Raw genomic sequence first — 25,610 nt, 5'->3', positions numbered from 1 at the left:
TTCAGGCCTCCAATGACCATATGGCCCGCACGCCGGGTGCGCTCAGGCCGTAAAAATGCCCCTGGGCGTCGCGTTCGAACGTCCAGGTATCGAAAAAGGGATCGTCGCTGAAATCGAGGCGCACCGCGTCGCCATCGAGGGTGAAGCAGGGGGCGTAGCGCGTATATGCCGCCGTCCCCAGTCCCTGACGGATCGTGGCGCGCTCGCTGGTGGTCCGGTGGGCGAAATCGGCCGGGCAGGGGTCCGGTGCCGTGACGGCGGGCATCAGGCTGTTATAAAGCGCGAAAAATTCGGCCGCTCTGGGGGTGCCGTTGACGCCCTTGTCCAGCCCGCCCGCCGCGGCGATCAGGCGGTTGAAATCGACCGGGGTGACCGGTTTGGCCGCGCGCGACCGGCGCTGGTCCTTGGGCTGATAGAGGCCGTTGCGGCGGAGATGAGCTTCGACCGGGATACCATTAATCAGCAGGATCAGGGTCTGGCTGCCGCCGTAGTCGGCCACGTGACAGATGGCGCTTTGCCGGGCGGCCATCAGGCCCTTCAGGGCCGGTCGCGGTGCAAAGGTGGGGGCGGCGTGCCCACCGCGCGGCCACAACAGAACCGCCATACCGCCGACCACACCCATGACGGGGAGGCTGAACGCCGATCTGCGGGTAAAGTGCACCATGTCCGAAACCCCGGTTCGGCGCGTTTTCCCCTATCGGAAGGTGCGCCGCCTAATGTTCGGAAAGCATGGAGGTTTTCGCTGGATTGGCGATGTCGCAAATTGTTGCAAAGCGTGGAATAGCGCCGCAGCCCGTGTCGCATTTTCGGCGCGTCCGCCGCCTATTCGACCGGTGCGGCTTTCAGACGACGCAGGCTGGCGGCGATTTCGCCGTCGTCCATCCACAGACGGGCGATGCGGGCGGTAAGACCGGCCTCGCCCCATTTTTCGCCGCGCGTCTCGGCGGCTTTGAGCAGATTGACCACCTGCTGACGGTTCTGGGCGACCGAGGCGAGAAATACCGGCCACACATGCGTGCGGCGGGTCTTGGCGGCGATCTCAGCCAGCGCATATTGCATCAGGCGACGCTGAACGGCGTCCGCACCGGTTTTCAGATCGTCGCGCAGGGCCGTGGCATGGCGGATCAGTTCAGGATCGCCGCGCAGGCGGGCGAATTCGCCCAGATCCTGCACGTAACCGACATAGTCGCCATCGGCCAGCTTGATCAGGCTGGTACAGTCGTGGACGACGGGAAAGTCGGCCCGAACCTGCATGAGCTGGCTGAGCGCCTGCCGCGCTTCGGCGTCTTCGCCCGCCGACCACTGCGCCCAGGCGAGATCGGTCTGAATGGCGACCGAACCCGGCTCGATCAGGCGGGCCGTGTTCAGTTCGCGCAATCCGGCCACGTGCTGTCCGTTGTCCGAAAGGATATTGCCGTACCAGAAATGCGTCTGAGCATCGCGCGGCGACAGCGTCAGAGCCTTACGGAAGAACCGGCCCGCCGTTTGCGGATCGTCCTGCCACCAGTAGGCGATAAAGCCCAGCGCCCGGTGGGCCGCCCCCAGTTCCGGGTTGCGCTGCAGGGCGGTTTCGGCGGCGGCTTTCGCCTTTGGGAACGCTTCGGCATCGGGGGTGATGCCGAATTCACGCGACAGCAGATAGGCGTCGGCCAGCCCGGCCCAGGCGGGGGCGAAGCCCGGGTCTTTCCGGGTAATGGTGGTGAGCAGGCTGATGGCCCGTGTGAGCGAGGCCGGCGTACGCTGGGCCCAGGCGTCGCGCGCTTCGAGATAGAGGGCGCTGACCGCCGGATCGGACGGCAGGGCCGGGGTTTGGGCGGGCGAGGCGACACGCGACATGAGGATCGTGCCTGCCGCAAAGGCGATGGCCAGTCCCATCAGCCCCACGACGGCCAGACGCCGCCAGTTTCGCGCCCAGAACGATCGTTCCGGCGTGGCGACCGGGAGAGCCTGAGTCTCCGTCAGGCCGTCTGGCACCTCCTCGTTCAGATTAGTCTGATTGGCCGCCCAGCGATCCAGTTCGTCTCTGAGGGCATAGACGGTGCCGGTCTTGCCGCCCGGCAGGCGTCGCACCGGCAGACCACGCTGCTGCGCCCAGCGCATGACGGTCGTCCGGTCGCGCCCGAAATGGCCGCCGATCGCTTTCCAGCCGTCGATGCGATTGGATGAGCCCACGCCGCTTGATCCCCCGAATTCTCCTGCCGCGAGTATAGAAGGGCGGATAAGGTATGACAATGCCGAATGACATCGTTCTTCGCTCGCAAACCACACCGGGGCAAGGTGTGGAATTGACGTTACCGCTAACAGTTGCTTAAGTGCGCTTAACAAGGACAGGGCGCCTACGCCCATTAACAGAGAGAAATGCCTGATGCCCATTATGATGACGATGCGGTCGTTCGCCCTGGCGGCGAGCGTGGTTTTGCCGGTCGCCGCCTTCGCCGCCGAAGCCCCGAAAGTCAGCCAGAAGTCTCCCGAATCATCGATGCCCGCCGGCATCTGGGTGCCGGATCAGGGCGACGGCACCTATATCAATCCGGTGCTTCAGGGTGACTATTCCGACCCTGACGCAATCCGGGTCGGTGACGATTATTACCTGACGGCGTCGAGTTTCACCAACATACCGGGCCTACCGATCCTGCATTCGAAGGACCTCGTGAACTGGACCCTGATCGGTTACGCGCTGGAACGCAATGTACCCGACGGTCATCATACGACGCCCCGGCGCGGCGGCGGGGTGTGGGCTCCGGCGATCCGTCACCACGACGGCAAGTTCATGATCTATTATCCCGATCCGGATTTCGGGATTTTTCTCGTCACCGCCACGGATCCAAAAGGGCCGTGGACCAAACCGGTGCTGGTGGACAATACCAAAGGCGCGATCGATCCGGCGCCGTTCTGGGATGAGGACGGGCAAGCTTATCTGGTGCACGGCTTCGCGGGGTCGCGCGCCGGGATCAAGAACATCATCACCCTTAAAAAGATGAGCCCGGACGGCACGAAGACGCTGGATTCGGGCAAATATATCATCGAAGGCGACAAATTGCCCAAGGTGCAGACCTCGCAGGGGCTGGTGTCCTGGTTCACCACCGAAGGGCCGAAGCTCTATAAGCGCGCCGGCTATTATTACGTCTTCGTGCCGTCGGGTTCGGTCAAGGGCGGCTGGCAGGGCGTTTTCCGCGCAAAGACCATCGACGGCCCCTATGAAGGCCGCAGCGTTATCGATCAGGGGACGACGGAGATGAACGGCCCGCATCAGGGCGCGTGGGTCGATACAGCCCCCAAAAACGGAAAACCGGGCGAGGATTGGTTCCTGCATTTTCAGGACGCCGATTCCTATGGCCGCCGCGTCATGCTGCAACCGATGACCTGGGGCAAGGATGGCTGGCCGATCATCGGCGAACGCCAGAAGGGACAGGTCTATGGACAGCCCGTCTGGCGACACAAAAAGCCGAATGTGCCAGCCCAGCCCGTGGCCGTGCCGGTCGTCGATGACGATTTCCGCAACGGCTATCACCTTGGGTGGCAATGGAACGCCAATCCCAACGAGGACTGGGCCGATGCCAGCATTAAAGGCAAGTTGCGCCTGAAGTCGATCTCGTCCTCGGTCAATCTGTGGGAAGCGGGGAATTTGCTGACGCAGAAACTCCCCGGCATGACGTTCAGCGCCACGACGAAGCTGAGCCTGATGCCGAATCTGGCTGGTGAGCGCGCCGGACTGGTGGTGCTGGGCTATAATTACGGCTGGGTCGGACTGGAAAATACCGCCGAGGGTGTCCGACTGGTGCAGGTGACGCGGCTGAAAGCCAGCGCAGGCGGGGCGGAAACCGTCATGGCCGCACCGGAAAAGATCACCGGCCCGGTATGGGTGCGGGCGCACCTCGAACCGGTCACCGTCGTCGATTCACCGCCGAACCAGCCCTTCTACTGGCCGTCCATGCTGCGTTCGACCCATGCGACGGTGACGTTCAGCTACAGCCTCGACGGCGTGACCTTTACCCCGATCGGAGCCGGTTTCACCTCGCAGCCAGGACGCTGGGTCGGCGCGCAGATCGGCGTTTTCGCGCAGTCGCCCACAGGTACGCCATCGAATACCGCGACACGCGTCGGCTTTGTGGAGTTCGAATATTTCAAGGTGACGCCGTAAGGGGGGCGAGAGGCAATCGCGCATAAACAATCACCATAAAACGCGATTGCGCAAACCCGGCATTACGGTTACCACTATTTGAAATACATATCACATTCAGGGAACCCTTCATGACACCCAACCCGCTGATCGGCGTCTTTTTTCACTGGCTGGGCGGTCTCGCCTCGGCCTCGTTCTATGTGCCCTATAAAAAGATCAAGCTATGGTCGTGGGAAATCTTCTGGCTGACCGGCGGGATTTTTTCGTGGCTGATCGCGCCGTGGATTTTCGCCTATTTTCAAACCTCGGATCTGTTCGGGGTTTTGGGCGGCGCGTCGGGTTCGGTTTGGTTCTGGTGCGTGTTCTGGGGCCTGTTGTGGGGCCTCGGCGGTCTGACCTTCGGCCTCACCATGCGCTATCTGGGCCTGAGTCTCGGCATGGCCGTGGCGCTCGGTCTGACCACGGTCATCGGCACGCTGGGTGAGCCCATCTTCACCGGCAAGATCGTGCAACTGGTTCAGACCCTGAGCGGTCAGGTGACTCTGGTCGGCGTTCTGGTCGTTCTGGTCGGGATCGTTCTGGTCGCCAAGGCCGGTCACGCCAAGGAAGAGGAGGTGACCGAGGTTTCCGAATCCCTGAGCGAGTTCAACCTGACCAAGGGCATTCTGGTCGCCATTTTCTGCGGCGTCATGTCGTCGTGCTTTGCCTTCGGGCTGGCCGCCGGTGCGCCGGTGCGTGAAGCTTCGGCGGCGGCCGGGACGGGCCCGTTATGGGTCGGCCTTCCGGTCCTGTGCATGGTGTTGCTGGGCGGCCTGACGACCAACCTGATCTGGTCGGGCTATCTGATCCTCAAGAACAAATCGGCTTCCGAGTGGGTCGGTAAGCCGAAGCCTGGCAATGAGTCCAAGGGCAAGATTCCGCTGCTGCTGAACTATGGTCTGGCGGCGCTAGGCGGGACCCTGTGGTACTTCCAGTTCTTCTTTTACACCATGGGCGAAAGCCAGATGGGCGAATACGGCTTCTCGTCGTGGACCCTGCACATGGCCTCGATCATCCTCTTCTCGACGCTGTGGGGCTTCGCGCTCAAGGAATGGGCCGGGACTTCGGTCAAGACCCGTGCCTATGTGTGGGGCGGTATCGCGACCCTTGTCGGCTCGACGGTCATCATCGGGATCGGCAATATGCTGGCAGCATCAGGGGCCGCACATTAAATCCAACAGAATTTATCGGTTATACAAAGGGCGTCGCACCAGCGGCGCCCTTTTTCATTACTCTTTCTGATTTGACTGTTGAGAATAAATCACACGTGAAAAGCGAATTCGGCTTGGACAATATAAAATCTATTTAGTAGGAATATGAGGCGCCCATCCAATGGTGCATCTGTCCCTTGTTTCTATCCTCCCTCAGAAGGATAACTTCCATGACCGTCAGACCCGGCACCGATACCTCGACCGCGACCATGCCGTCGCAGCTCGTATGGTATGCGCGCTGCCCGACCCTGACGGCCATGGGCCTTTTGGCCAACCGGGGGGCGTTGCAGCGGGAATTCCTGCGGGAACCGATCAATCTGGTCTCGGTGCGTGAAAATTCGACACCCAGCGTGCGTCAGGGCTATCTCGATCACTCGCTGCCGAACCTGATTCGCGAAGGCGATGCGGCGACGGCCCTGTGGTCCTACGGCCTCAATCAGCGGTCGCGTCTGCTGGCCGTCGGCCATACCTGGCACACCGTTCTGGTGGTGGCATCCGGCCGCAGCGGTATCGGTCGCCTGAACGACCTGAAAGGCCGTACCCTGGCCCTGCCGCGCGAAGCGGGGGCCTTTTCCCCGGCCCGTGTCCGGTCGCTGAGGGCGTGGGAAACTATCCTCGATACGGTCGGCCTCCGCGCCTCGGATATCGAATTCCACAATATCGTCGCCGATCATCCCTCGACGCCGTTCGGCGACATCGCGCGGCGCGAAATCGAAGCCGTCCTCAGCGGGCAGGCCGACGCCGGTCTGCTGTTCGGTGCCAAGGGCCTCGAACTGGCTCGTGCGGCGGGGCTGAAGGTTATCCATAGCTTTACGCCCGAGGTCATTCGTAACGATCCGGCCCTGTCGGGTCTGGTCGAACTGCGGACCCTGACGGTCGACTACCCGTTTCTGGAGGCCAACGAAGCCGTGGTTGCCCGGCTGTTGCGCCAACTGACCTCGGCAGCGGACTGGGCCGCGCAATTTCCAAAAGAAGCGCTCAATCACATCGCGCTGGAAGGCAAGGTCGAGGTCGCGGACGCGGCGCAGGCCTACGGTCCGCTGATCAACGCCGGCGCCGCGCTCGGTGCGGAAGACTGGCGGCTCAGGGATCTGCAGGTCCTGCTCGACTGGCTGAAGCTGCGTCACGCGGTGGATGACAGCCTGAACCTCACGCCGTGGCAGCGCACCGATGTACTCAACATCTTTGCCCAACCGACGGATATAAAGGAGAAATACAAGCGATTAAACGTCGTCGCCTGAGACCTATCCCCCTCAGTGACCGACGCCGTTTAAGGCGGTGACGTTGCCCCTGCGACGCATCGCTCAGAAGACCCGGGAGTGGTGCCCCGGGTCTTTTTTATTTCCGGGTTTGAAACCGTTTGCGTTTCGCGTCACAGTACAGACGCGATATTGTAGCGAGTACCTGCATGACACCCGACCCCAGCCGCGCCAGGCGCCTGAAAGCCGCCACGACCCAGATTCACGATCGCCTCGACACGGCGGTAATGGCGGGCAATCCGTTCGGCTCACGGGACAATTACGCGAAATTTCTGCGGATGCAGTATGTCTTTCATCGCGATATCGACGGTCTTTATGACGACCCGCGCCTGACGGCGCTGTTGCCGGATATGGCCACGCGGCGGCGGTGGCAAAAGGTGGCCGACGACCTGCGGGACCTGGGGTGCGATCCTCCGGACGCCGATCGGGCAACCATACCGGATGACCTTGCCGAAAGGTTGGGCTGGCTCTATGTGGCCGAAGGCTCGAACCTTGGGGCGGCCTTTCTGTTCAAGGACGCGCAGGGGCTGGGGCTGAGCGCCGAACATGGTGCGCGGCATCTGGCCGGGGCAACGGAAGGCCGCGGTCTGCATTGGCGCACCTTTACGGCGGCGCTGGACGGCGCGGACCTGACCGAGGCCGACGAGGCAAGAGCCGTCGCCGGGGCGCGGGCGGCCTTTGACCGCGTTCGCGCTCTCGTCGATCTCTATCTGCGTTGACTGCGTGCGGCCTTATCCAGCGCGGCGAAATCGTCGTCGCTGAGATCGATCCCGGCGGCGGCGACATTGTCTTCCAGATGTTTGACCTTGCCCGTACCGGGAATGGGCAGCATGACGGGACTGCGTTTCAACACCCACGCCAGGGCAATCTGCGACGGCGAGGCGGCGTATTTCGTGACCAGTTGATCCAGTATCCCGCCGGGCCGCGCCAGATCGCCTGCCGCCAGCGGATACCACGGAATGAAACCGATGCCGTGCGCCTCGCAATGATCGAGCACGTCCTCGCTCGACCGGTCGATCAGGTTGTAACGGTTTTGTACGGTGGCCACCGGAAAGACCCTGGACGCGGCGTCGATGTCGGCAACGGAAACCTCGCTCAGGCCCGCGTGACGGATGACGCCGTCGTCGAGCAATTGGCGGATGGCGGCGAATTGTTCGTCGCGCGGCACCCGCGGGTCGATGCGGTGCAGTTGCCACAGATCGATGTGTTCGACGCCCAGAAGGTCGCGGCTGCGATGAGCCTGCTGGATCAGATAGGCCGGATCGCCCTTCATGTGCCACTGGTCCGGGCCGGAGCGGGTGAGGCCGCCCTTGGTGGCGATAACCAGATCATCCGCATAGGGATGCAGCGCCCGACGAATTAGCTTTTCGGACGTTTCAGGGCCGTAAGAATCGGCGGTGTCGATAAAATTGACCCCCAGTTCCGGCAGACGCTGCAAAGTGCGCAGAGCCTCGGCTTCGTCGGCGGGCGGGCCCCAGACGCCGCGGCCGGTGACGCGCATCGCCCCGAAGCCGAGGCGGTTGACGCTCAGATCGCCACCGATGGCGAAAGTGCCCGAACGGGCGGCATTGGGTGGGGTCATGCTGAGGCTCCTTTAGGTGAATCTTATCTGGGGTGTTTTGATGTCGGCGCAAGCTTGCGTCACGACGAAAACTGGGCCAAATGTATGATAATTACTCATACAATAATGATTCCGGGAGATTTATCATGTTCCGAACGCGTCCGTGTCTTACCGCGCTTGCCCTTATTCTGACGTGCGGTGCGACTCCCGTTTTCGCGCAACCGGCTGCGGTTGCGGAATGGGAGCAGCCCGAGGTGGTGGCGGTTAACCGCGAACCGATGAAGGCAACCTTTTTCAACTATGAGCGCCGCGATCTGGCGCTTAAAGGCGACATGGCGGCGTCGAGATATTACCGTTCGCTCGACGGGACGTGGGATTTTAAATTCTCCAAAGGCACCGAAAACCGCCCGAAGGATTTCTACATACCCGGTGCCGACCTGACCGGCTGGGACAAGATTGCCGTTCCGGGCATGATTCAGGCGCAGGGCGGCGGCAAGTTCGGCCTGCCGGAGTTCTACAATATCAAATATCCGTTCCCGATGAACGAACCCTTCATCCCGCACGACATGATCGAGGTGGGGTCGTACAAGCGCGATTTCGATGTGCCTGCGGATTGGAATGGTCGCGAAGTGTTTCTGCACATCGGCGCGGCGGGGGCGGCCTATTATATCTGGGTCAATGGCGAAAAGGTCGGCTATTCCGAGGACTCCAAACTGCCGTCGGAGTTCGACCTGACGAAGTTCGTCAAGGCGGGCAAGAACAGCATCGCCATCGAGATTTATCGTTACGCCGATGGGTCTTACCTTGAGGATCAGGACTTCTGGCGGCTGTCGGGGATCGAGCGCAGCGTCTATGTCTATGCCGAGCCGAAGACGCGACTGCGCGACTATACGGTGACCGCGGGGCTGGACAAGACCTACACCGATGGCGTCTTCGCACTGGAGGCCGATTTGGCCGGGGCCAAGGGCGCGGCAAGCGTGACCGCCACAGTCTATGACGGCGAAACGGCGGTGCTGACGGCCACAGGCAAGGCCGCAACCGGCAAACCGGCGAAACTCACCGGCACGATCAAGGGCGTCAAACCATGGTCGGCAGAAGCGCCGAACCTCTACCGGCTGGTCATCGAGGTCAAGGATGCCAAGGGCAATCTGATCTCGGCAACGGCGCGCAAGATCGGCTTCCGGACGGTGGAAATCCGCAATGGCGAGGTGCAGGTCAACGGCAAGCGCGTCATGATCAAGGGCGTCAACCGCCACGAACACGATCCGATCACCTACCGCGTCATGTCCGAAGAGACGATGCGCAAGGACATCGAGCTGATGAAGCAGGCCAATGTCAATGCGGTGCGCACCTCTCACTATCCCAACGACCCCCGCTGGTACGATCTGGCCGACGAATATGGCTTGTATGTCTATGACGAAGCCAATATCGAGTCGCACGAATATATGGACAAGGCCGACAAGGCCGGCAGTCCCAGGCGCGAAGAGATGCAGCTTGGCTATAAAAAGCACTGGGAGGCCGCGCACCTCGATCGCATCAGTAGAATGGTCGAACGCGACAAGAACCATCCGTCGATCATCTTCTGGTCGCTGGGTAACGAGGCCGGGACGGGGCCGAATTTCGAAAATGCCGCCAAATGGATTCGCCAGAACGACTCGACGCGCCTGATCTCCTATCTGGGGCAGGGGACTTTGACGGGCGAGCATAAGCCCAACGCCTATGTCGATATCTACGCACCAATGTACGACGACATGGACCGCATCACCGACTATGCCGAGGATCCGAACTATACCCAGCCGCTTATCCAGTGCGAATACGCGCACGCCATGGGCAACAGCCTCGGCAATCTGGAAGACTACTGGCAGACCATCCGCGCCCACAAAAAGCTTCAGGGCGGTTTTGTCTGGGACTGGGTCGATCAGTTCGTCACGGCGAAGGATGCCAAGGGCCGTACCTTCTGGGGGTCGGGTTTCGACATCAATCCGGCACGGGGCGACAACTCGGTTGTCGGCGACGGCGTCATTCAGGCCGACCGCACCGTCGATCCGGAATATTGGGAACTGCAGAAGGTCTATTCGCCTGTCGTCTTCGAAGGCGATCCAGCGACGGGCAAGGTGACGGTTGTCAATCGCTACGACTTCGCCGACCTGTCGGGATTCGACTTCGAATGGGTGCTGACCAATGACGGGCAGGTCGTAACTACGGGCGCGCTAAATGATGTCAGTGTCGCCGCCGGAAAAACGCAGACCGTGCCCATAACGCTTCCGGCTGTCAAGAAACGTCCAGAGTCGGAATTGCTGCTGACGATCCGTGCCAAGGCTAAAAAGGATGCCGTTAAGGGCGTAGCGGCCGGGCAGGTTCTGGGCTTCTCGCAGTTCGTCATCGCCGCGCCTCAGGCCGTCGATGCCACTATTGACGGCAAGGTGACGACGGCCAGAACCGCCGATGCCGTCACGTTACAAGCGGCGGATTCAAAGCTGACACTTAACGTGAAAACAGGCCTTGTTAATTTTGATTTTAAAGGAAAAAATCGCCTTAAAAATGGTGCGCCAAACTTCTGGCGCGGTCTTATGGACAATGATGAAGGTTCCGGTGTAGCCAAGTCGCATAACATCTGGAAAAATTTCACGGAAACCAGAAAGGTGCGCTCTGTGGAGACCACGGCGGACAGCGTGACGGTCCTTTATAATTTTGGCGCCGGATATGCTCATTTCCAGACAACCTATAGAATGCGCGGTGACGGTTCGATCGACGTGACGGCCACCTTTACCCCGCTGAAAGACGATATGCCCGATCCTCTGCGCGTCGGGTTGCGCTTCGATAACGACCCGTCGCTGGGCTTCGTTGAATGGTATGGGCGCGGGCCGCACGAAAGCTATATCGATCGTCAGACCGGGGCGGCTATCGGCCTCTATCGCTCATCGGTCGCAGACCAGTTCCACGACTATGCGCGACCTCAGGAGACCGGCAACAAGACCGATGTGCGGTGGCTGACCCTGTCGGACGGCAAGGGCGCGTCGCTGAAAGTCACCGGGGCGCAACCACTGTCAGTCAATGCCTTGGCCTTTCCGTATGAAGACCTCTATCTGCGGGCGCGCGGCACCTGGTCGACGGCGGAGATCGCCCCGCACGGCGACGGGTCGCTGCTGATCGACATCGCGCAGGCCGGCGTCGGCGGCGACACCGGCTGGAGCCTCGACGGGCGTCCCTTGGCCAAGTACCGCGTGAAACTGCAACCGGTAACCTACAGCTTCACGCTCAAGGCGGAATAGCTTGACTCGACTCTCCCCGGCGGTTTCTGTCGGGGAAAGCGATATGCCGAAACGAAGTTCGGCGCAGCCAAAAGTGTCAGCGGTTTTCGGCATCAATATCGCGACTGTAAAGAGTTTGAGGGTTTGTTATGTCGTCTGTTTCCCGTAGCTGGCTGATAGAGGCCGTGCGCCGTATCGAGGCGGATTTCAACCGCTCGTCCGACACACACCTCATCCACCACGAAGTCGAAGGATTTCCCGGAATCCCTTTGTATCTTAAGGATGAATCGTCGCATCCAACAGGCAGCCTCAAGCATCGTCTGGCAAGGTCGCTGTTTCTTTACGCCCTATGCAACGAATGGATCGGGCCTGACACGACGGTGATCGAGGCCTCGTCGGGCTCGACGGCGGTATCGGAGGCCTATTTCGCCAAACTGCTGGGTCTGCGCTTCATCGCCGTCGTGCCGAAGTCCGTCGCGCAAGCCAAGATCGACGCTATCCGCTTTCATGGCGGCGAAATCCACGCCGTCGATGACCCGTCGAGCGTCTATGAGGCCGCGCATCGGCTGGCGACGGAAACCGGCGGTCATTATCTCGATCAGTTCACCTACGCCGAACGGGCGACCGACTGGCGCGGCAATAATAATATCGCCGAAAGCCTGTTTGCGCAGATGTCCGAGGAGCCGCATCCGGTCCCGGCGTGGATCGTTACCGGGGCAGGGACCGGAGGCACTTCGGCGACACTGGGGCGGTATATCCGCTATCGCCGCCTGCCGACACGGCTCTGCGTGGCCGACCCGGAAGGCTCGGTCTTTCATCGCCATTTCGCCGACCGCTCCGTCACCACGCTGGACCGTTGCGCCTCATTCATCGAGGGTATCGGCCGCCCGCGCGTCGAGCCCAGTTTCCTGCCGTCGCTGATCGACCGTATGGAAGCCATCAGCGATGCGCAGTCCATCGCCGCGGCGCGCCTGATATCGGAACGGCTGGGGCGGCGCGTGGGGGGCTCGACGGGCACCAATATCTGGGCCTGTGCGGTCCTGATGGAAGAGATGGCGGCGCGCGGCGAAGCGGGCGCGATCGTCACCATCCTGTGCGACGGCGGCGAACGCTACACCGATACCTATTACGACGATACGTGGCTGACGGCGCGCGGTGCCGACTGGCAAACGCCCTATGGGCAGTTGAAGGCCGTATTCGAGGGAAGGGGCAGCCTGTGAAATATGATGATCTGTTGCCGCCGGTGACGCCCGAAGACGTGCGGCTGATGGATGACGAACTGACGCGTCTGAGGCAACTGGCGCGGCGTGGCGACGTGCTGGCGGCGGCTGCCGGGCCGGTGCTGGCGTGGTGGGGGCTGATGATGGGCATCATGTCTTACTGGCACGTGGCGCTGCTCGGCAATCTGCTGCCGCCGTGGCTGCCGGATACGCTGGGGCCTCTGCCGACGATTTTCGGCTGCGTGGGTAGCTTTGCCATCGATCGCTGGCTCAATCCGCAACCCTTGCTCAAATCGTGGCGGTCGCACGCCATTTCGATGGCCTGGGGGTTTGCCGGTTTGGTCTTTCTGGTGATCGGCGTGGGCGCAGCCCTGAGCGGTGAGGCCAATGCGACCTATAATATCGTATTCAGCGCCATGATTTTCAGTCTGGTGACCGCTGTTATGGGGGCGTCGAGCGCGCGGACCTGGTTGCTGTGGCCCGCCGCCGGATGGATGATCGTCGGTTTTCTGAGTTTCTTTATCCGCGAAGACCTGTGGCGCGCGGGATTGTTCGGGCTGGCTTCGACCCTGTTTATGCTGGTGCCAGGATTGATGATATATCGATACAGAGAGGTTTAATTTATACAATCAACATGTTGCATTTGTTTTCTGAATTAAAAACTTAAAACCGCGCTTAATGCAATGCTTTAAAAGTTTTGCATGAAGTGCGGTTTATTAAAGCGTCATGCCCAAAGTCACCGTACCGGTGTAGCCGTTGGTTGTGTCGCCGGTCAGGGCAATGGTCTGGGCTGCCAGTTGCGACGATGTGTTGTCGCCGAACACATTGTCCGTGGCAAAGCTGATCGCGGCCAGATTGGACACCGAGGCGCTGTAGCCGGTGACGGTATTATAAACCGTCGAGCATATGCTGCGATCCAGCGCAAACTGCGACGTCTTGATCTTGTTGGCGTAGCTGGTTGCGCTCGACAGGCTGGGATAGACCTCGACGTGGATGTGCGGCATCCGCCCCGAATAGCAGCCCGGGAAGATCGTCGTGAAGGTCACCTTGCCGCTGGAGTCGGTCACCTGGATACCGCGTAGATAGTTTTGCGCCGTCACGCCGCTGGAATAGAGCGAATAGAGCCCGTCGCGCGTACAGTGCCAAAGATAGATGACGTAGCCCGCCATCGGGGTGCAGCCCGTCCCCGAATTGACCAGCGTAATGGTCAGTTGCACCGGCAGACCCGGTGCCGTGCCAGACGCGCTGCCGACCGAGGTACGAATATCCGAGCGGTTGATGCCGGACAGGGTCAGGGCATTGACGACGCTGCCCGACACGGTGTTGGAGCCGTCGCCGGGATAGGGCCCTTCGGTTTCGGTCGGGTAGGTGGTGCAGGTTCCGGAACTGGATGAAGCCGCCGAAGATGTCGATGAACTGGACGACGAGGCGCTACTGCTGGATGTGGAAGAAGATGAGGCGACGGCGGTTGTACTGGAACTGCCGCCGCCTCCGCCACCGCAGGCCGCGACGAAACTCGATCCAAAGGCCATGGTTCCCAGCATGGCCAGGGTCCGGCGTCGCGACAGCGAGGCGATGAGATCCTGAAGGCTGCCTTCGTCTTTGTGGAACGGTTCTTCAGGGGAATGGGGATGGGGCATACGCGGTCCTCGGTTACTTTCTTGTTGGGGAACAAGATGAGAGGTAGAGACCGAATACGGCGGATATGGTAACGCGGTTATGTCGCGCGCGTTATGTGTATGTCAAAATTGAAATGATCAGAGCAGGGTGCGCGGCAGGCAGATGTCACTGATGCCGCGTTCACCGCCCGCCTTGGATAGCTGCACCACCACGTCGATCAGGCCGCAGGCATAGGCGATGGTTTCCTGCCGCGAGAGGCTCATGCCCGACTGCATGACCATCAGGGCAATCTGTTCCAACGCGCCCTGAGGGGTGTTGGCGTGGACCGTGGTGAAGGAGCCCGGATGGCCGGTATTGATGGCGCGTAGAAAGGTCACGGCCTCGGCACCGCGGATTTCGCCGACGATAATGCGGTCGGGCCGCAGACGGAGCGAGGCCTGAAGCAGATCGTTGACCGCGACCTTGGCCTCGCCCAGCTCACCCTTGACGGCGACAAGGCCCAGTGCATTCGGCTGGGTGACGGCGATTTCGGGGGTATCCTCGACCAGGATGACGCGCTCATATTCCGGTACGGCCCCCAGCAGCGCATTGAGGAAGGTGGTCTTGCCCGACGAGGTGCCGCCGGAAATAAGGATCGTTTTGCGCGCCGCGACCGCCGCCGTGAGGAAGGCGACCGGGTTGGCGCGGGCGGCGGCCTGTTCGTCGGCCATATTGGCGTAGGCGGGCGGCGCGATTGGGCCGCGATCGTAGGAGGCGAGCGGGCGATTGACCATCAGATGGCGACGGATGGCGATGGCCCAGTGACGGCGTGTGGCGGGCGGGCCGACGATCTGCACGCGTTCACCGGTCGGCAGGGTGGCCGCCAGCAGAGGGTTTTCACGGTTGATGCCCTGATGGCTGATGCGGGCGATCTGTGCGGCCAGACGGCTAAGGAGGCCATCATCGATATCGGGCGCGTCGAAGCGCTGCATCCGGGCCTGACCGCTGATCTCGACCCAGACCTCACCGGGGCGGTTGACCATGACTTCGGTCACTTCGGCGCGGTCCAGCCACTGGCGGAACGGCTGGAGGTAGGCCTTGAGATAGACGCCTTCGGTGGGGAGCAGGTCGGCCATGGCTTACAGCGAGAAATCGAGGTCGCGGGAGACGAAGACCTGAATCGGCGTGCCCTGCGCCACCTTGACGGTGGGGGAGATCTTCGAGTCGCTGGACAGAGCGCCGGTCGCCGCGCTGTTGGCGCCCGCCGCCGTACCGATGACGATGGTCGAATTATTGCCGTCGCCGAGCGAATTGGACAGGCCGCCGACGATCGACAGCAGCATGGCCGAGCCGAAGCGCTTGAAGAAGTGGCTGTCGACCTCGCCGGTCTGCCCCGCCTGACCGAGATTGTCGGTCGAGGGGTCGCTGAGGGTGATCGCGGTGCCGTCCGGACGGATCAGGCGCGCCCAGGTGATGAACAGGCGTTTCTGCCCGCTTTGCAGGCCCGAACGATAGGAACCGATCAGGCGCGAGCCGCGCGGGATGAGGACGCGGCGGCCGTCGAAACTTTTTACATCGCGTGCGACCAGAGCGCGGGTATAGCCCGGCAGATCGGAATTGAGCGCGGTTTCCAGTACGGCGGGGATCAGGGTGCCTTGCGATACGGTCGAGGCGGGGTTGGCGATACGCGTGGCGCGGACCTGACGTGAAGCGTCGAAGCCGGTGGCGTCGGCCAGATTATTGGCGTCAAAGACGTTTTCCTTTGGCGCGACCTTGTTGGCGGCGGCGTTGGCGGCATCGGCGGGCGCCGGGTCCGGCGCGCTGACATCATAGACCAGCGCATTGGCGCGCATGCTGTTGTCAGGCGCGGCGACCGGCGGCGGTGCACCGGGTTGCGGCGGGACGGGCTGGATCGGACCTTCAGGAAGCGCGACGGGCGGCAGTTCCATGACGGTGCCGGGCGGGTTTTGGCCCGGCGGCGGCACTTGTTGTTGCTGAACCGGCGGCGTATTGGCCGCGACCTGCGCCACATCGCGGCGATTATTGCCCATGAAGATCAGGGTCAGGGCACCGAGGAACACCGCGCCCATGATGCCGCCCGCCAGCACGAGGCTATCTTTCAGCGTCGAGGTGGCGGCGACGGCGGGCAGGGCACGCGTCGTGGCGGCATCGAGGTCCGATGGCGGCAAGGTGGTGCGCGGGTCTTTCTGCGACTTCGGGTCGGCATCGAAGGTGTTACGCATCTTACTGTTCCTTCCGGCCGAACCAGCCGGATTTCTTCGGCTTGGGCTGTTGTTCGACGGGACGTGGCTGCGGCGACAAGGCGTCGAGCGCCGGTGGCACGAAGGCGTCATTAAACACCGTCGCCTTGAGGTCGCCACGGCGCAGGATGAAGGCCGGACCGACCTGCTCGATGACGATATAGCCCTCGCGATAGCCGAAATTGATCAGGCTTTCCTTACCGTCGGTCAGGGCATAGATGGCCGGAAAGGCGACGCCTTCGGCCCACATCAGATAGGTCGATTGCCCGTCGTCGAACATGCGTAGCGGCACCAGAGTCTGTTCCCCGGCATAGGTATAGGCGGTGTTGCGCTTTTCCGGCAGGGTAGAGGCGATGTCTTCGGGTGGCGGCGGGGCCGGGTTCTCGACCGGATCATTCGGATACCGGAACCGCAGGTCGTAGAGGACTTCGCCGCGCTTGCACGCCGCCGTATCCTTGGCGCTCAGTTCGAAGGCATAGGCGCGGCGGTCGGTGACGACCGACAGGTTGGTATAGGCGCTTTTGGTGAAAGGCTTGATGAAGATCAGATTGCCGCGCTTGTTCGGCGTCGCTTGCCACTGGGCAGCGTCGCCGATGGCGACGTTCTCGATCTTCTCGCTGTCGCCGAAGGTGATCATAGTCTGGAAGCCGAGACAGGTATCCAGACGCACGACCGCGCCGTCGGTATAGTCGATGGTGCGGATACGGCCATCGGCGAACGCCGATCCGGCGGCGGTAAGCATCAGGGCGGAGAGCAGAACGGACTTCATGAACCTACGGTCTTTGACAGGGGTTTCGTCGTTTGCGCGGCGGTGGCAGGGCGGAACCTTTGTCCCAGACCCTGACGGCGCGCAGTGGCGGAGATGGCGGTGTTGCCGCCGAGCGCGGAGGGGGCGGCGCTGAGCGTCGTAGCGATCGTCTGGGCGCGCCCGTCGCGGGCGGCAGAGACATTGGCCGAAGCTGTGGCATTGCTGCCCTGAACCGTGGTGACGCTGCGGCTGGAGGCCAGAAGCGCGGCGGAGGTAGCGGCGACCTGGGTTTCGGTCGAGGGCGCGTCGGGGCGGGCCTTGAGCGGGTTCCAGTTCTTGACGATATTGAACGCGACCACCATCAACATGATGAGGAAAGCGGCGTAAATCACGGATCCCATGAACAAAATGACGATGGGCTGAATGTCCTTCACCGTTTGCAACGGGTCTCCGGAAATGGCCAGAATGGGCGGGGTAAGCAACGCCAGCGCCGCCGATCCGCCCAGTGTCACCAGCATGGGTATAAACGCGAACCCGATCGAGGTACGCAGCCAGCCTTCGAACAGGCCGCGCGTCTGTGAAAACAGGGCGAAGACCACGAACAGAGGCCCGAGCGCCAGCAGCAGGGTCAGGATCAGGCGCGACAGGACCAGCACGCCGACGGTCGACAGCAGCAGGATCAGGCCCGAACTCCATAACATGTCCGACGCCGAAGACTTGCCGTTGCGCATCGGCATGGCGACAGCTTGGGCTTGATTATTCTGGGCCACCTGCGCCGTCGTATTTTCGAACGCGGTGGCTGCGTCGGCGAAGTGGACGAACAGGGTGTCGAGGCGCTTGGCAAACGCCACGCTTGCCCCTTCGCCCGAACCGGTGAGGGCGGCGGCGATCTCGTCCGGGCCCTTGGTCAGCAGGTTATAGACCACGGTCTGATAGGCGGGCCACGCCGTGACGAAGGTCAGGACCAGCCCTATGGCCAGCACCTTGGGCGTCATGGTCGTCAGGGTCAGGCGCGTCCGCCCGGTAATCAGACCGAAGGCGAGAAACGCGATATACAACGTCAGACAGATGGTCAGGGCTGCGCCGAGATAGCCGTCCGTACCGAACAGACGGCCGAAGCTGTCTTCAACGACGCTACTGATCTGGCAATCGACGCTCAGAAGGGCGCCGGAAATGCCGGAATTGCCGTCGAGGGGCATGGACGGGCAAGGCGTCATGCGCTCACCTTGAGCTTTTGACGCGTGACGTTGCCGGGCCACGGAGTCCCTGCGATTTCGGGCCACCACGCTTCGGGCGCGTCGCCGACCTCGGCGCGCAACTCGTCCAGCTTGCGTACGCTCGATTCGCGGCCCGACAGGATGTTGAGCAGGTCCGGCATGGCCGACAGGTCGAGGCGCGCGACGACCGAATGGTTGCCGTGCTTGACGAGGAAAGCATGCGCGTGCGGCGGCAGGGCACGGACAAGGCCGACCTCGTGCTCGCTCAGGCCGAAACCGTCGCCGTAATCTTCCATGCGGGCGCGCGGATTGGCCATGAAGATCTGCGTCGCGGCCTGTTCGATGATCGCCGAAGCGATGCGGCTGTCGAGGGCGTCGCTGGCGCTCTGGGTGCCAAACCCGAGGATGGCGTTGCGCTTGCGCAGGGTCTTCATCCAGTCGCGGATGCGCGCCGAGAAGGACTCGTCGTCGAGCGCCTTCCAGCCTTCGTCGATAAGGATCATGGCGGGCGTGCCGTCCAGACGCTCTTCGATGCGGTGGAAGAGGTACATCATAATCGGCGTACGCAGGATCGGCGTATCGAGGAACTGCGTCATGTCGAAGCCGAGGACGCGCGCCGACAGATCGAGCTGATCGGCCTCGTTGTCGAACAGCCATGCCCATTCGCCACGCCCGCACCACGGGGCCAGACGCGCGGCCAGGTCGGTATGGCTGGGCCGGCGCAGACCGCCGAGCAATTCCTGGAAATAACGCAGGCGACGATAGGCCGGGGCCTGAGCGTACATGGCGTCGATGGCCTCGGTGAGGATGGCCTCGTCTTCGGGCGCCAGCGCCGGACCGTCGCCGGAAATCAGGCGGCTGATCAGGTCGCGCAGGAAAGCGCGGTTGATCGCGTTGTCGGGCAGTTGCAGCGGGTTGAAGCCGGTCGGCTCTCCGGCGCGCAGGGCGGCATAGTGGCCGCCGATGGCGCGCACAAACAGCTCAGACCCGCGGTCCTTGTCGAAGATGACCGTGCGCGGTTTGGCCTTCTGCGCCTGAGCGGCAAGGAAGTTGAGCACGACGGTCTTACCCGAGCCCGACGGCCCGATCAGGGTAAAGTTGCCGAGGTCGCCGGAATGGAAATTGAAGAAATACGGCGTCGCGGCGGTCGTCTCCAGAACCGTGATCGCCTCGCCCCAGTGGTTGCCGGTGGCTCGGCCGAGTGCGAAACCGTGCAGGCTGGCCATCCCGGCGAAGGCCGAGACCGAGATCAGGGCCTTGCGCGCGATATAGGATTCGTTGCCGGGGAACTGCGCCCAGAAGGCCGGTTCGAGATTGATGTCCTCGCGTACCGACACCGCCCCCGTATCGGCCAGAGTCGAGGCGACCTGAGCGGCGGCCTGATCGAGCTGGCTGAGACCCGACGCACGCACCAGAACCGTCAGATGATGTTCGCCAAGCGCCGTCTGGCCCGAGGCCAGTTCGTCCTTGGCGTTCATCAACCCGGCCCGCAGCGTAATCCCGTCATCATCGGCGGCGCGCAGACGACGTAGCGCCAGATTGACGCGCTCCAGCCCGATCTGACGATCGACGAACTGGAAACTCTGCGACAGGGTCATCTCGTAAGGCAGGTGCAGCAGGGCATCGAGCATGCCGGGTGCGGCTTGCGGCGGGTATTCTTTGACCGAAATCATGGCCCCGAAGGACTTGGATGCACCGGCGCTTTTCAGTTCCAGCGCATCGACCCCGACGCTCAGGCGCTGATAGGGGAGGTAATGACCGGCATCGTCCTTGGCCAGCGGATCGGGGCGCAGGACCGGGCGCATCTCACCGTGGAACAGGGCCGAGAGCAGTTCGAGCGGCTCGGAACAGCGTCCGTCGCGGCTGTCGTAGCCACCGAGCAGACGCGGGCCATAAAGGCCCAGCGCCGCCATCAGGGCATCGCGCGCCGCATCGAGTTCACGCAGTTCTGCCCCAAGACCTTCGCGATCCGCGCCCGACTTGCCGCCGAACAGATTGCCGAGCACTTCGGCCAGACCGGCCTTGCCGCGCGCCGGGCGGCGGACGATGGTGATGAACAGGTCGTTGACGAACAGTTCGCGCGACGACAACCGCGCCTGCCAGCGCGCGTCGATATGGGAGGCGGCGGGGTCGTCGAAGCTGCCTGCCGTCGCGACCGACACCTTGCGGCGCAGGATATGGTGGTGCAGGACCAGACGCGAGTCACCGATGGCGCGCAGCGCGCTCTCACGCAAAGCATGGAGGCTGTTGAGATCGGTCGTGTCGGCCGTCTCGAAGCCGAAGCCGTCGATATAGAGGGCCTGCATCAGCGAGCCGTCGCGCAGCGTCACCGTGTGGTCGTTATACAGGTGCGCATAGGGCAGGCGATCGCCGATCCTTTGTTCTTTCGCACCCAAGCCCAGAAAACCACTCATGCAATAAACGCCCTTACGGCTGGTAGGAGTTGCAGCGCCAGAACTTGAAGTTCCGGATGCGGGGGCAGCGGCTCACCTTGGTGAACCACAGGTCGAACAGACGCGGTTCACGCAAACAGGCCAGATAGCCGATTATGTGGACCAGCAGCGCCACGCCGAAGGCCCAGAAGGACCGTGTAATCAGGAAGGCCTCGGTCGTAATCACCCCGTTGATGATGAAATACGAATAGGTCACCCCCGCGAACATCTGCGGCTGCGTCAATGCGCGAAACACCGGTGCCTTGACCAGCTCGGCCATAGGCTACACCGCCGACTGGATGCCGGCGACGATGGTCGCGGCGCCGAACAGGATGAAGACGCCGAGGATGACGGTCGCCCCGAAGCGCCAGTTCATCCGGCCCGATAGCATCATGAAGCCGACGCAGGCGACCGCGATGACGGCGACGGCGGTGGCGACATTGCCCAGCAGCGTGCCCTGAATCCAGCTCAAGGCGTTGACGATGGGGCCGGACCCGGCGGGGTTCTGACCGGCGGTCTGGGCCGAGACGGGGGCGGCCAGAAGAAGCGCAGGCAGGGCGGCGAAGAATGCGGTGAAACGATCGGTTTTCATTCGGTTTTATCCTTAACCACAGGTCTGGGTCGGCAGGGGATCGGCGGGCACACCCGCCCCGTCGCTTAGGCGATCGAGGTTGCGGGCGACATAGGTACGGGTCTCATCATAGGGCGGGACGCCCTTGTGACGGGCGACGGCCCCGGCTCCGGCATTATAGGCCGCGAGCGCCAGATCGATACGTCCGTCGAAACGATCGAGCTGACGGCGCAGATAGGCCGCGCCACCCATGATATTGGCCGCCGGGTCGTAGGGATCGACGCCTAGTTCGGCGGCTGTCGAGGGCAGAAGCTGCATCAGGCCGATGGCCCCGCGCGGCGATACGGCGTTCGGGTTAAAGCCCGATTCCTGACGGATGACGCTGATCAAAAGGTCGGGGCTGAGGCCATAGGTGTCGGCGGCGCGCTGGATTTCAGCGGCATAGGGCGTCTTGGCGGTGGCGCGAGCGGTCACGACGACGGGCGCCAGAGACGCGCAGACCGTGCGATATTCGCCGTCGGCGCCGCGTTCCATGACCTGCGCCTGTGCCAGACCCGGCAGGACCGTCGCCATTATTGCCGCTGTCGCCACACCGACCCGCACGGGTAACTCCTCTTTCCCACCACGGCGTCGTGCGCCGCTTTATGACAATGACAGGGGCTCTAACAGCTAATCTTGTCAGATTTGTTACAGCCCGTACGCCGGTGATCCGAATACGGAGGTTATGCCCGGATTCTACCCACTGTCACAATAGAACACAAACGAAAGGGATCAGACGAAGCCGAGATTGGCTGTCGAGAAGTTGCGCAGGTTGGGGAAGATGGTGTTGAGATCGGAATTGCCGACGCCGAACCACGCCCCCATGGTCGCTGCGTACTGATCGACCGAGGTCGTCGGGATAAAGGATGCGCCGACCATGCCGGGATTGCTGAAGCCATTGACATCCATGCCGACGGTCGGGAACTGCCCGTACATGTCACCGCCCTTGACCGCACCGCCCATGATCAGGTGGTGGCCGCCCCAGGCGTGGTCGGTGCCGTCGCCATTGGTCGAGAACGTGCGCGAGAAGTCCGACGCTGTAAAGGTTGTCACGCTGTTGCGCATATCGACGCCGCCGATATTGGAAAGCGTCTGGTCGAAATAGGCGAAGGCGTGGGCGATCTTGGCGAGGTTGTTCGACTGATCGCGGTTCTGGGTGTCGTGGCTGTCGAAGCCGCCTAATGACACCATAAACACCTGACGCTTGAGACCGAAGGACGGGCCCGCCGCGATCATCCGCGCCACGGTCCGGAGTTGCAGGGCGAGGCTGTTGGTTTCCACCGCATTGGTTGCCGGATTGGTATAGTTGGCCGGTGAGGGGACGCTGGTCACCACACTGCGGCCAAAGACCTCGTTGACCACGCTGGCCGCACCGACCGAGCGGTTGACGACGCTGCCGAAGTCGTTGGCGAAGTCGCTGGTCGAGGCGGTGTTGCTGATGATCTCTTTCAGGGCGGCGGGGGCCGCAGTCGAACCGTAAAGCGAGGTCGAGGCGGTGCCGTTGACGATGATGGCGGGCGAATTATTGGTCGACAGCGGGTATTGCACCACATTACGCCCGGACAGATAGACCGCCGTGCCGCCCGCTGTGATGGCAGTGAAAATGGTGTTGGTCCCATTCATCGACATCAGCAGATCGCCCATCTGACCGCCCCAGCCGATGCGCGCCCCTTCGGCGGCCCCTGCCTGCCAGGTCGATTGCTGGTCATTGTGCGAATAGAGGTTAGCGGGTAGCGACACACTGCGGGCATTGTACTGCGCCTTGGTCACCGGCTGGATCAGGGTGCCGACATTGGCCATAACCGCCAGGCGGCCCTGATCGAACAGGGTCTTGCACGGCGCCATCAGCGGGTGCAGGGCGAAGGTGCGGTTCGACGCCGTGGTGCCAGCCGGAATGGCCTGAGTGGTTTTCGGCGCGATGGGCAAGACGCCGCCCCAATGTTCAGGCTTACCGAGCGCCGACGCGCGGCCCGTGACCGGATTGATCGCGCCTATCGGCGTAGCGGGCGTACCTACCGGCATCAGGGCGATCGGATCAGCCCCCTGATTGCGCGCCGAGAAGTAGCGGCCCCACGAATCCGTGTCGGTCGCCAGCACCATGTTGTTGGCGTCGTTCCCGCCGAACAGGAAGACGCAGACAATGGCCTTGTAGTCCGAGGCGCTTTGCCCGGCGGCGGAACCGGCGGCGGCCAATTGCAGGCCGAACGAACCGGCTGTGGTCATGCCGGCGAGGCCGGCACCGAAACGGAGAAACTGACGTCTGTCGAGAGAAACGGTCATATCAGTTACTCCTACTAACGCTGGGCTATATATTCGGGGGAAGCCATGCTGAGCAGGACGGCCAGTTTGACGCGGTTGAGCTTGGCGGCGTCGATCTGCGCCTGAGTGGCTGTGCCGCCGGGGATGGTTACCGTGCTGACCGCCGTGACGATCTTGCTTTTCAGCGTCGCCGACATCCTTCCGCCGAACAACAACAGGTCCAGACGATCGACCAGAGCCGCCGGATCGGCGGCAAGCGCCAACTCCTTGGGGTAGGTCGCCTTGATGTCCGAACTGGTGCCGATTCCGGTATTGATCGTCGTGTTCATGGTGTTGATATAGCTGGCCGTCGTCACCTCGTCGGTGATCTGCATTTCCGGCGCGACCTTGTTCTTATTGCCGATCAGGGTGTTGGGCGGCACATATCCGGGGCGGAAGAAGTTGAACACCGAGCCCGAGGTCAGAGGCGACTGGTTCAGCGAGGTGTTGGCGCTGGTCGATCCCATCAGCCACTTGCCGCTGGTCGAGGTGGCCTCGAACGCGCGCATCCAGTGGGCCAGACGCACGACGGGCTCGCGTAGTTTACCATAATCGCCGTCGGCGGCGGTGCGGGCCTCGGAATCGAGCAGGATGGCGCGAACGACCGCACCCATGTCACCGCGTACACCCGAACCATTATTGTTGAATACCGCCGCCACACGTCCGACATAGGCCGGCGTCGGGTTGGAGGTGATCAGACGCTGGATCAGTTGTTTGGCGATGAACGGCCCGACATTCGGGTGGTTAAACAGGGCGTCGAGCGCCGCCTTCACGTCGCCATTAGTATCGGCGACCGTCGAAGCCGGGATGGTCGTCCCCAAAAACGTCTTGGCCGAGATCGAGTGGTAATTATTATAGCCGATCATGGGCTTGGTATAGGCCTCAGTGTCGCGGCTGCCGCCCCCGAAAGTCGAGTTAGTGGGCGTCGGGTGATAATAGCTGAGGCCCGTAAACACCTTGGCCAGTCCCTGAATATCAGCGGTCGCATAGGTCGGTGTCGTATTACCGAGCAGGTCGGTCTTGACCGTGCCGTCGGTATTGAGCTGATAAAGACCGAGCGTAAACAACTGCATCACTTCGCGGGCATAGTTTTCGTCCGGGTTACGGCCCGTCGCCGTATTTTCCTTCTGGTTGGCGAGATAGGTCAGGTACAACCCCATGGCCGGGTGGTAGGTTACGTCCTCCAGCAGGGTGCGGAAATTGCCGAAAGCATCGCGACCCAGCATGTCGTAATAGGAGGCGAGACCCCGGGCATCGATGCTGCTGGTAAAGGAGACGACGAAGATTTCGGACAGGGCGAATTTCACGCGCTGACGCAACTGATCGGGCGAGGTCGCCGTCTGCATCCAGAAGGATTCGTAAAACTGCGTCGAAGACAGGGTGGCCGTCGCATTGGTCGTGCGCAGGTCGATCAGACGTGTATCCATCTGTTCCAGATGCGTTGTACCGATCGGTAGAGCCATCTGCGCGTTGATCCAGTCGGCATAGCCAGCCGCGCTGACGGCGGCTATATCGGCATCATTGGCCCCGAACGTCGCCTGAGCCAGAAATCGGCTAGCCTCAGCGGCGGTCGGTTTGACCACGACGGGTGGTGCCGTCGTACCGCCCCCGGAGCTTCCGCCACCTCCACTGCCTCCGCCGCCACAGGCGGAGAGCAAGACGAGCGAGACTATGACAAAAAGATTCGACACACGCCGGACGATGGCCGGGCGAGGGCTTCTGCTACGCGAAGAATACATTACTTTTCCTGAGTAGGCCGCGTGTGTCGGGAACGCGGGAGGGAA

At 62.3% G+C, this 25,610-nt stretch carries 21 protein-coding genes; 7 read left to right on the top strand and 14 right to left on the bottom strand.

The window, feature by feature from the left end:
* Nucleotide 1 precedes the first annotated feature (1 nt).
* Together PQU92_RS14990 and PQU92_RS14985 are read right to left on the bottom strand one after the other, a co-directional pair.
* Entirely contained in the window at nucleotides 2–664 is a 663-nt protein-coding gene (locus PQU92_RS14990; protein ID WP_272749060.1) for a hypothetical protein, read from the bottom strand.
* Nucleotides 665–822: 158 nt separating this feature from the next.
* Nucleotides 823–2,172, bottom strand: a complete 1,350-nt coding sequence (locus PQU92_RS14985) for a tetratricopeptide repeat protein (protein ID WP_272749059.1) — start codon at nucleotides 2,170–2,172, stop codon at nucleotides 823–825.
* A 193-nt stretch (nucleotides 2,173–2,365) separates the two neighbouring features.
* Between PQU92_RS14985 and PQU92_RS14980 the strand changes: the two genes are divergently transcribed.
* The 4 genes from PQU92_RS14980 to PQU92_RS14965 all read left to right on the top strand — a co-directional run bounded on the left by PQU92_RS14980 (nucleotide 2,366) and on the right by PQU92_RS14965 (nucleotide 7,348).
* Entirely contained in the window at nucleotides 2,366–4,141 is a 1,776-nt protein-coding gene (locus tag PQU92_RS14980; protein WP_272749058.1) for a glycoside hydrolase family 43 protein, read from the top strand.
* A 110-nt stretch (nucleotides 4,142–4,251) separates the two neighbouring features.
* Nucleotides 4,252–5,331 (top strand): L-rhamnose/proton symporter RhaT, encoded by a 1,080-nt coding sequence (gene rhaT, locus PQU92_RS14975; RefSeq protein WP_272749057.1) that lies wholly within the window; start codon nucleotides 4,252–4,254, stop codon nucleotides 5,329–5,331.
* A gap of 209 nt (nucleotides 5,332–5,540) precedes the next feature.
* Nucleotides 5,541–6,611 carry an ABC transporter substrate-binding protein gene (locus PQU92_RS14970; protein ID WP_272749056.1) on the top strand — a complete coding sequence of 357 codons (1,071 nt, stop codon included), beginning with the start codon at nucleotides 5,541–5,543 and terminating at the stop codon, nucleotides 6,609–6,611.
* Nucleotides 6,612–6,778: 167 nt separating this feature from the next.
* Nucleotides 6,779–7,348, top strand: coding sequence for a biliverdin-producing heme oxygenase (locus PQU92_RS14965; RefSeq protein WP_272749055.1), 570 nt, complete (start codon nucleotides 6,779–6,781; stop codon nucleotides 7,346–7,348).
* Here the strand turns inward: PQU92_RS14965 and PQU92_RS14960 are convergent.
* Nucleotides 7,336–8,211, bottom strand: coding sequence for an aldo/keto reductase (locus PQU92_RS14960; RefSeq protein ID WP_272749054.1), 876 nt, complete (start codon nucleotides 8,209–8,211; stop codon nucleotides 7,336–7,338). The two genes, PQU92_RS14965 and PQU92_RS14960, sit on opposite strands and share 13 nt — an antisense overlap.
* A gap of 125 nt (nucleotides 8,212–8,336) precedes the next feature.
* Here PQU92_RS14960 and PQU92_RS14955 point away from each other — a divergent pair, with 125 nt between their 5' ends.
* The 3 genes from PQU92_RS14955 (at nucleotide 8,337) to PQU92_RS14945 (ending at nucleotide 13,281) form a co-directional block, all read left to right on the top strand.
* Nucleotides 8,337–11,462 (top strand): glycoside hydrolase family 2 TIM barrel-domain containing protein, encoded by a 3,126-nt coding sequence (locus PQU92_RS14955; RefSeq protein ID WP_272749053.1) that lies wholly within the window; start codon nucleotides 8,337–8,339, stop codon nucleotides 11,460–11,462.
* A 128-nt stretch (nucleotides 11,463–11,590) separates the two neighbouring features.
* Nucleotides 11,591–12,661 (top strand): PLP-dependent cysteine synthase family protein, encoded by a 1,071-nt coding sequence (locus tag PQU92_RS14950; protein ID WP_272749052.1) that lies wholly within the window; start codon nucleotides 11,591–11,593, stop codon nucleotides 12,659–12,661.
* Complete coding sequence (locus tag PQU92_RS14945; RefSeq protein WP_272749051.1) at nucleotides 12,658–13,281, top strand: hypothetical protein; 624 nt, start codon at nucleotides 12,658–12,660, stop codon at nucleotides 13,279–13,281. The genes PQU92_RS14950 and PQU92_RS14945 overlap by 4 nt, the downstream gene beginning before the upstream one ends.
* Nucleotides 13,282–13,377: 96 nt before the next feature.
* Here the strand turns inward: PQU92_RS14945 and PQU92_RS14940 are convergent, their stop codons facing one another.
* From PQU92_RS14940 to PQU92_RS14890, 11 genes are all read right to left on the bottom strand, one after another.
* Entirely contained in the window at nucleotides 13,378–14,301 is a 924-nt protein-coding gene (locus tag PQU92_RS14940) for a dioxygenase family protein (RefSeq protein WP_272749050.1), read from the bottom strand.
* Between the two features lie 117 nt (nucleotides 14,302–14,418).
* Complete coding sequence (gene virB11 / locus PQU92_RS14935; protein WP_272749049.1) at nucleotides 14,419–15,396, bottom strand: P-type DNA transfer ATPase VirB11; 978 nt, start codon at nucleotides 15,394–15,396, stop codon at nucleotides 14,419–14,421.
* Nucleotides 15,397–15,399: 3 nt separating this feature from the next.
* Nucleotides 15,400–16,503 carry a TraB/TrbI/VirB10 family type IV secretion system protein gene (locus PQU92_RS14930; protein ID WP_272749048.1) on the bottom strand — a complete coding sequence of 368 codons (1,104 nt, stop codon included), beginning with the start codon at nucleotides 16,501–16,503 and terminating at the stop codon, nucleotides 15,400–15,402.
* 1 nt (nucleotide 16,504) lies between these two features.
* Nucleotides 16,505–17,290 (bottom strand): TrbG/VirB9 family P-type conjugative transfer protein, encoded by a 786-nt coding sequence (locus tag PQU92_RS14925; RefSeq protein WP_272749047.1) that lies wholly within the window; start codon nucleotides 17,288–17,290, stop codon nucleotides 16,505–16,507.
* The gene (locus PQU92_RS14920) at nucleotides 17,287–18,486 is read right to left on the bottom strand and encodes a TrbL/VirB6 family protein (RefSeq protein WP_272749046.1); all 1,200 of its coding nucleotides are present in this window, start codon (nucleotides 18,484–18,486) and stop codon (nucleotides 17,287–17,289) included. The genes PQU92_RS14925 and PQU92_RS14920 overlap by 4 nt, the downstream gene beginning before the upstream one ends.
* A complete protein-coding gene (locus tag PQU92_RS14915) occupies nucleotides 18,483–20,900 on the bottom strand; it encodes a VirB4 family type IV secretion/conjugal transfer ATPase (protein ID WP_272749045.1) in 2,418 nt (805 codons plus the stop codon). The genes PQU92_RS14920 and PQU92_RS14915 overlap by 4 nt, the downstream gene beginning before the upstream one ends.
* A 13-nt stretch (nucleotides 20,901–20,913) precedes the next feature.
* On the bottom strand, nucleotides 20,914–21,198 hold the full coding sequence (locus PQU92_RS14910) for a VirB3 family type IV secretion system protein (RefSeq protein ID WP_272749044.1): 285 nt from the start codon (nucleotides 21,196–21,198) through the stop codon (nucleotides 20,914–20,916).
* 3 nt (nucleotides 21,199–21,201) lie between these two features.
* The gene (locus PQU92_RS14905; protein ID WP_272749043.1) at nucleotides 21,202–21,510 is read right to left on the bottom strand and encodes a TrbC/VirB2 family protein; all 309 of its coding nucleotides are present in this window, start codon (nucleotides 21,508–21,510) and stop codon (nucleotides 21,202–21,204) included.
* A 12-nt stretch (nucleotides 21,511–21,522) separates the two neighbouring features.
* Nucleotides 21,523–22,062, bottom strand: a complete 540-nt coding sequence (locus PQU92_RS14900) for a lytic transglycosylase domain-containing protein (protein WP_272749042.1) — start codon at nucleotides 22,060–22,062, stop codon at nucleotides 21,523–21,525.
* A gap of 198 nt (nucleotides 22,063–22,260) precedes the next feature.
* Nucleotides 22,261–23,808, bottom strand: a complete 1,548-nt coding sequence (locus PQU92_RS14895; protein ID WP_272749041.1) for a DUF1501 domain-containing protein — start codon at nucleotides 23,806–23,808, stop codon at nucleotides 22,261–22,263.
* A 14-nt stretch (nucleotides 23,809–23,822) separates the two neighbouring features.
* Nucleotides 23,823–25,409, bottom strand: a complete 1,587-nt coding sequence (locus PQU92_RS14890) for a DUF1800 domain-containing protein (protein WP_272749040.1) — start codon at nucleotides 25,407–25,409, stop codon at nucleotides 23,823–23,825.
* Nucleotides 25,410–25,610: the final 201 nt, after the last annotated feature.

The sequence above is a fragment of the Asticcacaulis aquaticus genome, assembly GCF_028550415.1.
Taxonomy (GTDB): Bacteria; Pseudomonadota; Alphaproteobacteria; order Caulobacterales; family Caulobacteraceae; genus Asticcacaulis; species Asticcacaulis aquaticus.
This window is presented reverse-complemented; position numbering and strand designations above follow the sequence as displayed.

What these genes read in the sequence shown, in the direction of transcription:
- PQU92_RS14950 (WP_272749052.1), top strand. Translation starts at nt 11,591, where the DNA reads ATGTCGTCTGTTTCCCGTAGCTGGCTGATAGAGGCCGTGCGCCGTATC.
- PQU92_RS14960 (WP_272749054.1), bottom strand. Translation starts at nt 8,211, where the DNA reads ATGACCCCACCCAATGCCGCCCGTTCGGGCACTTTCGCCATCGGTGGC.
- PQU92_RS14925 (WP_272749047.1), bottom strand. Translation starts at nt 17,290, where the DNA reads ATGAAGTCCGTTCTGCTCTCCGCCCTGATGCTTACCGCCGCCGGATCG.
- PQU92_RS14980 (WP_272749058.1), top strand. Translation starts at nt 2,366, where the DNA reads ATGCCCATTATGATGACGATGCGGTCGTTCGCCCTGGCGGCGAGCGTG.
- rhaT (WP_272749057.1), top strand. Translation starts at nt 4,252, where the DNA reads ATGACACCCAACCCGCTGATCGGCGTCTTTTTTCACTGGCTGGGCGGT.
- PQU92_RS14930 (WP_272749048.1), bottom strand. Translation starts at nt 16,503, where the DNA reads ATGCGTAACACCTTCGATGCCGACCCGAAGTCGCAGAAAGACCCGCGC.
- PQU92_RS14910 (WP_272749044.1), bottom strand. Translation starts at nt 21,198, where the DNA reads ATGGCCGAGCTGGTCAAGGCACCGGTGTTTCGCGCATTGACGCAGCCG.
- PQU92_RS14970 (WP_272749056.1), top strand. Translation starts at nt 5,541, where the DNA reads ATGACCGTCAGACCCGGCACCGATACCTCGACCGCGACCATGCCGTCG.
- PQU92_RS14900 (WP_272749042.1), bottom strand. Translation starts at nt 22,062, where the DNA reads ATGGCGACGGTCCTGCCGGGTCTGGCACAGGCGCAGGTCATGGAACGC.
- PQU92_RS14965 (WP_272749055.1), top strand. Translation starts at nt 6,779, where the DNA reads ATGACACCCGACCCCAGCCGCGCCAGGCGCCTGAAAGCCGCCACGACC.
- PQU92_RS14990 (WP_272749060.1), bottom strand. Translation starts at nt 664, where the DNA reads ATGGTGCACTTTACCCGCAGATCGGCGTTCAGCCTCCCCGTCATGGGT.
- PQU92_RS14940 (WP_272749050.1), bottom strand. Translation starts at nt 14,301, where the DNA reads ATGCCCCATCCCCATTCCCCTGAAGAACCGTTCCACAAAGACGAAGGC.
- PQU92_RS14955 (WP_272749053.1), top strand. Translation starts at nt 8,337, where the DNA reads ATGTTCCGAACGCGTCCGTGTCTTACCGCGCTTGCCCTTATTCTGACG.
- PQU92_RS14920 (WP_272749046.1), bottom strand. Translation starts at nt 18,486, where the DNA reads ATGACGCCTTGCCCGTCCATGCCCCTCGACGGCAATTCCGGCATTTCC.
- PQU92_RS14915 (WP_272749045.1), bottom strand. Translation starts at nt 20,900, where the DNA reads ATGAGTGGTTTTCTGGGCTTGGGTGCGAAAGAACAAAGGATCGGCGAT.
- PQU92_RS14905 (WP_272749043.1), bottom strand. Translation starts at nt 21,510, where the DNA reads ATGAAAACCGATCGTTTCACCGCATTCTTCGCCGCCCTGCCTGCGCTT.
- PQU92_RS14895 (WP_272749041.1), bottom strand. Translation starts at nt 23,808, where the DNA reads ATGACCGTTTCTCTCGACAGACGTCAGTTTCTCCGTTTCGGTGCCGGC.
- virB11 (WP_272749049.1), bottom strand. Translation starts at nt 15,396, where the DNA reads ATGGCCGACCTGCTCCCCACCGAAGGCGTCTATCTCAAGGCCTACCTC.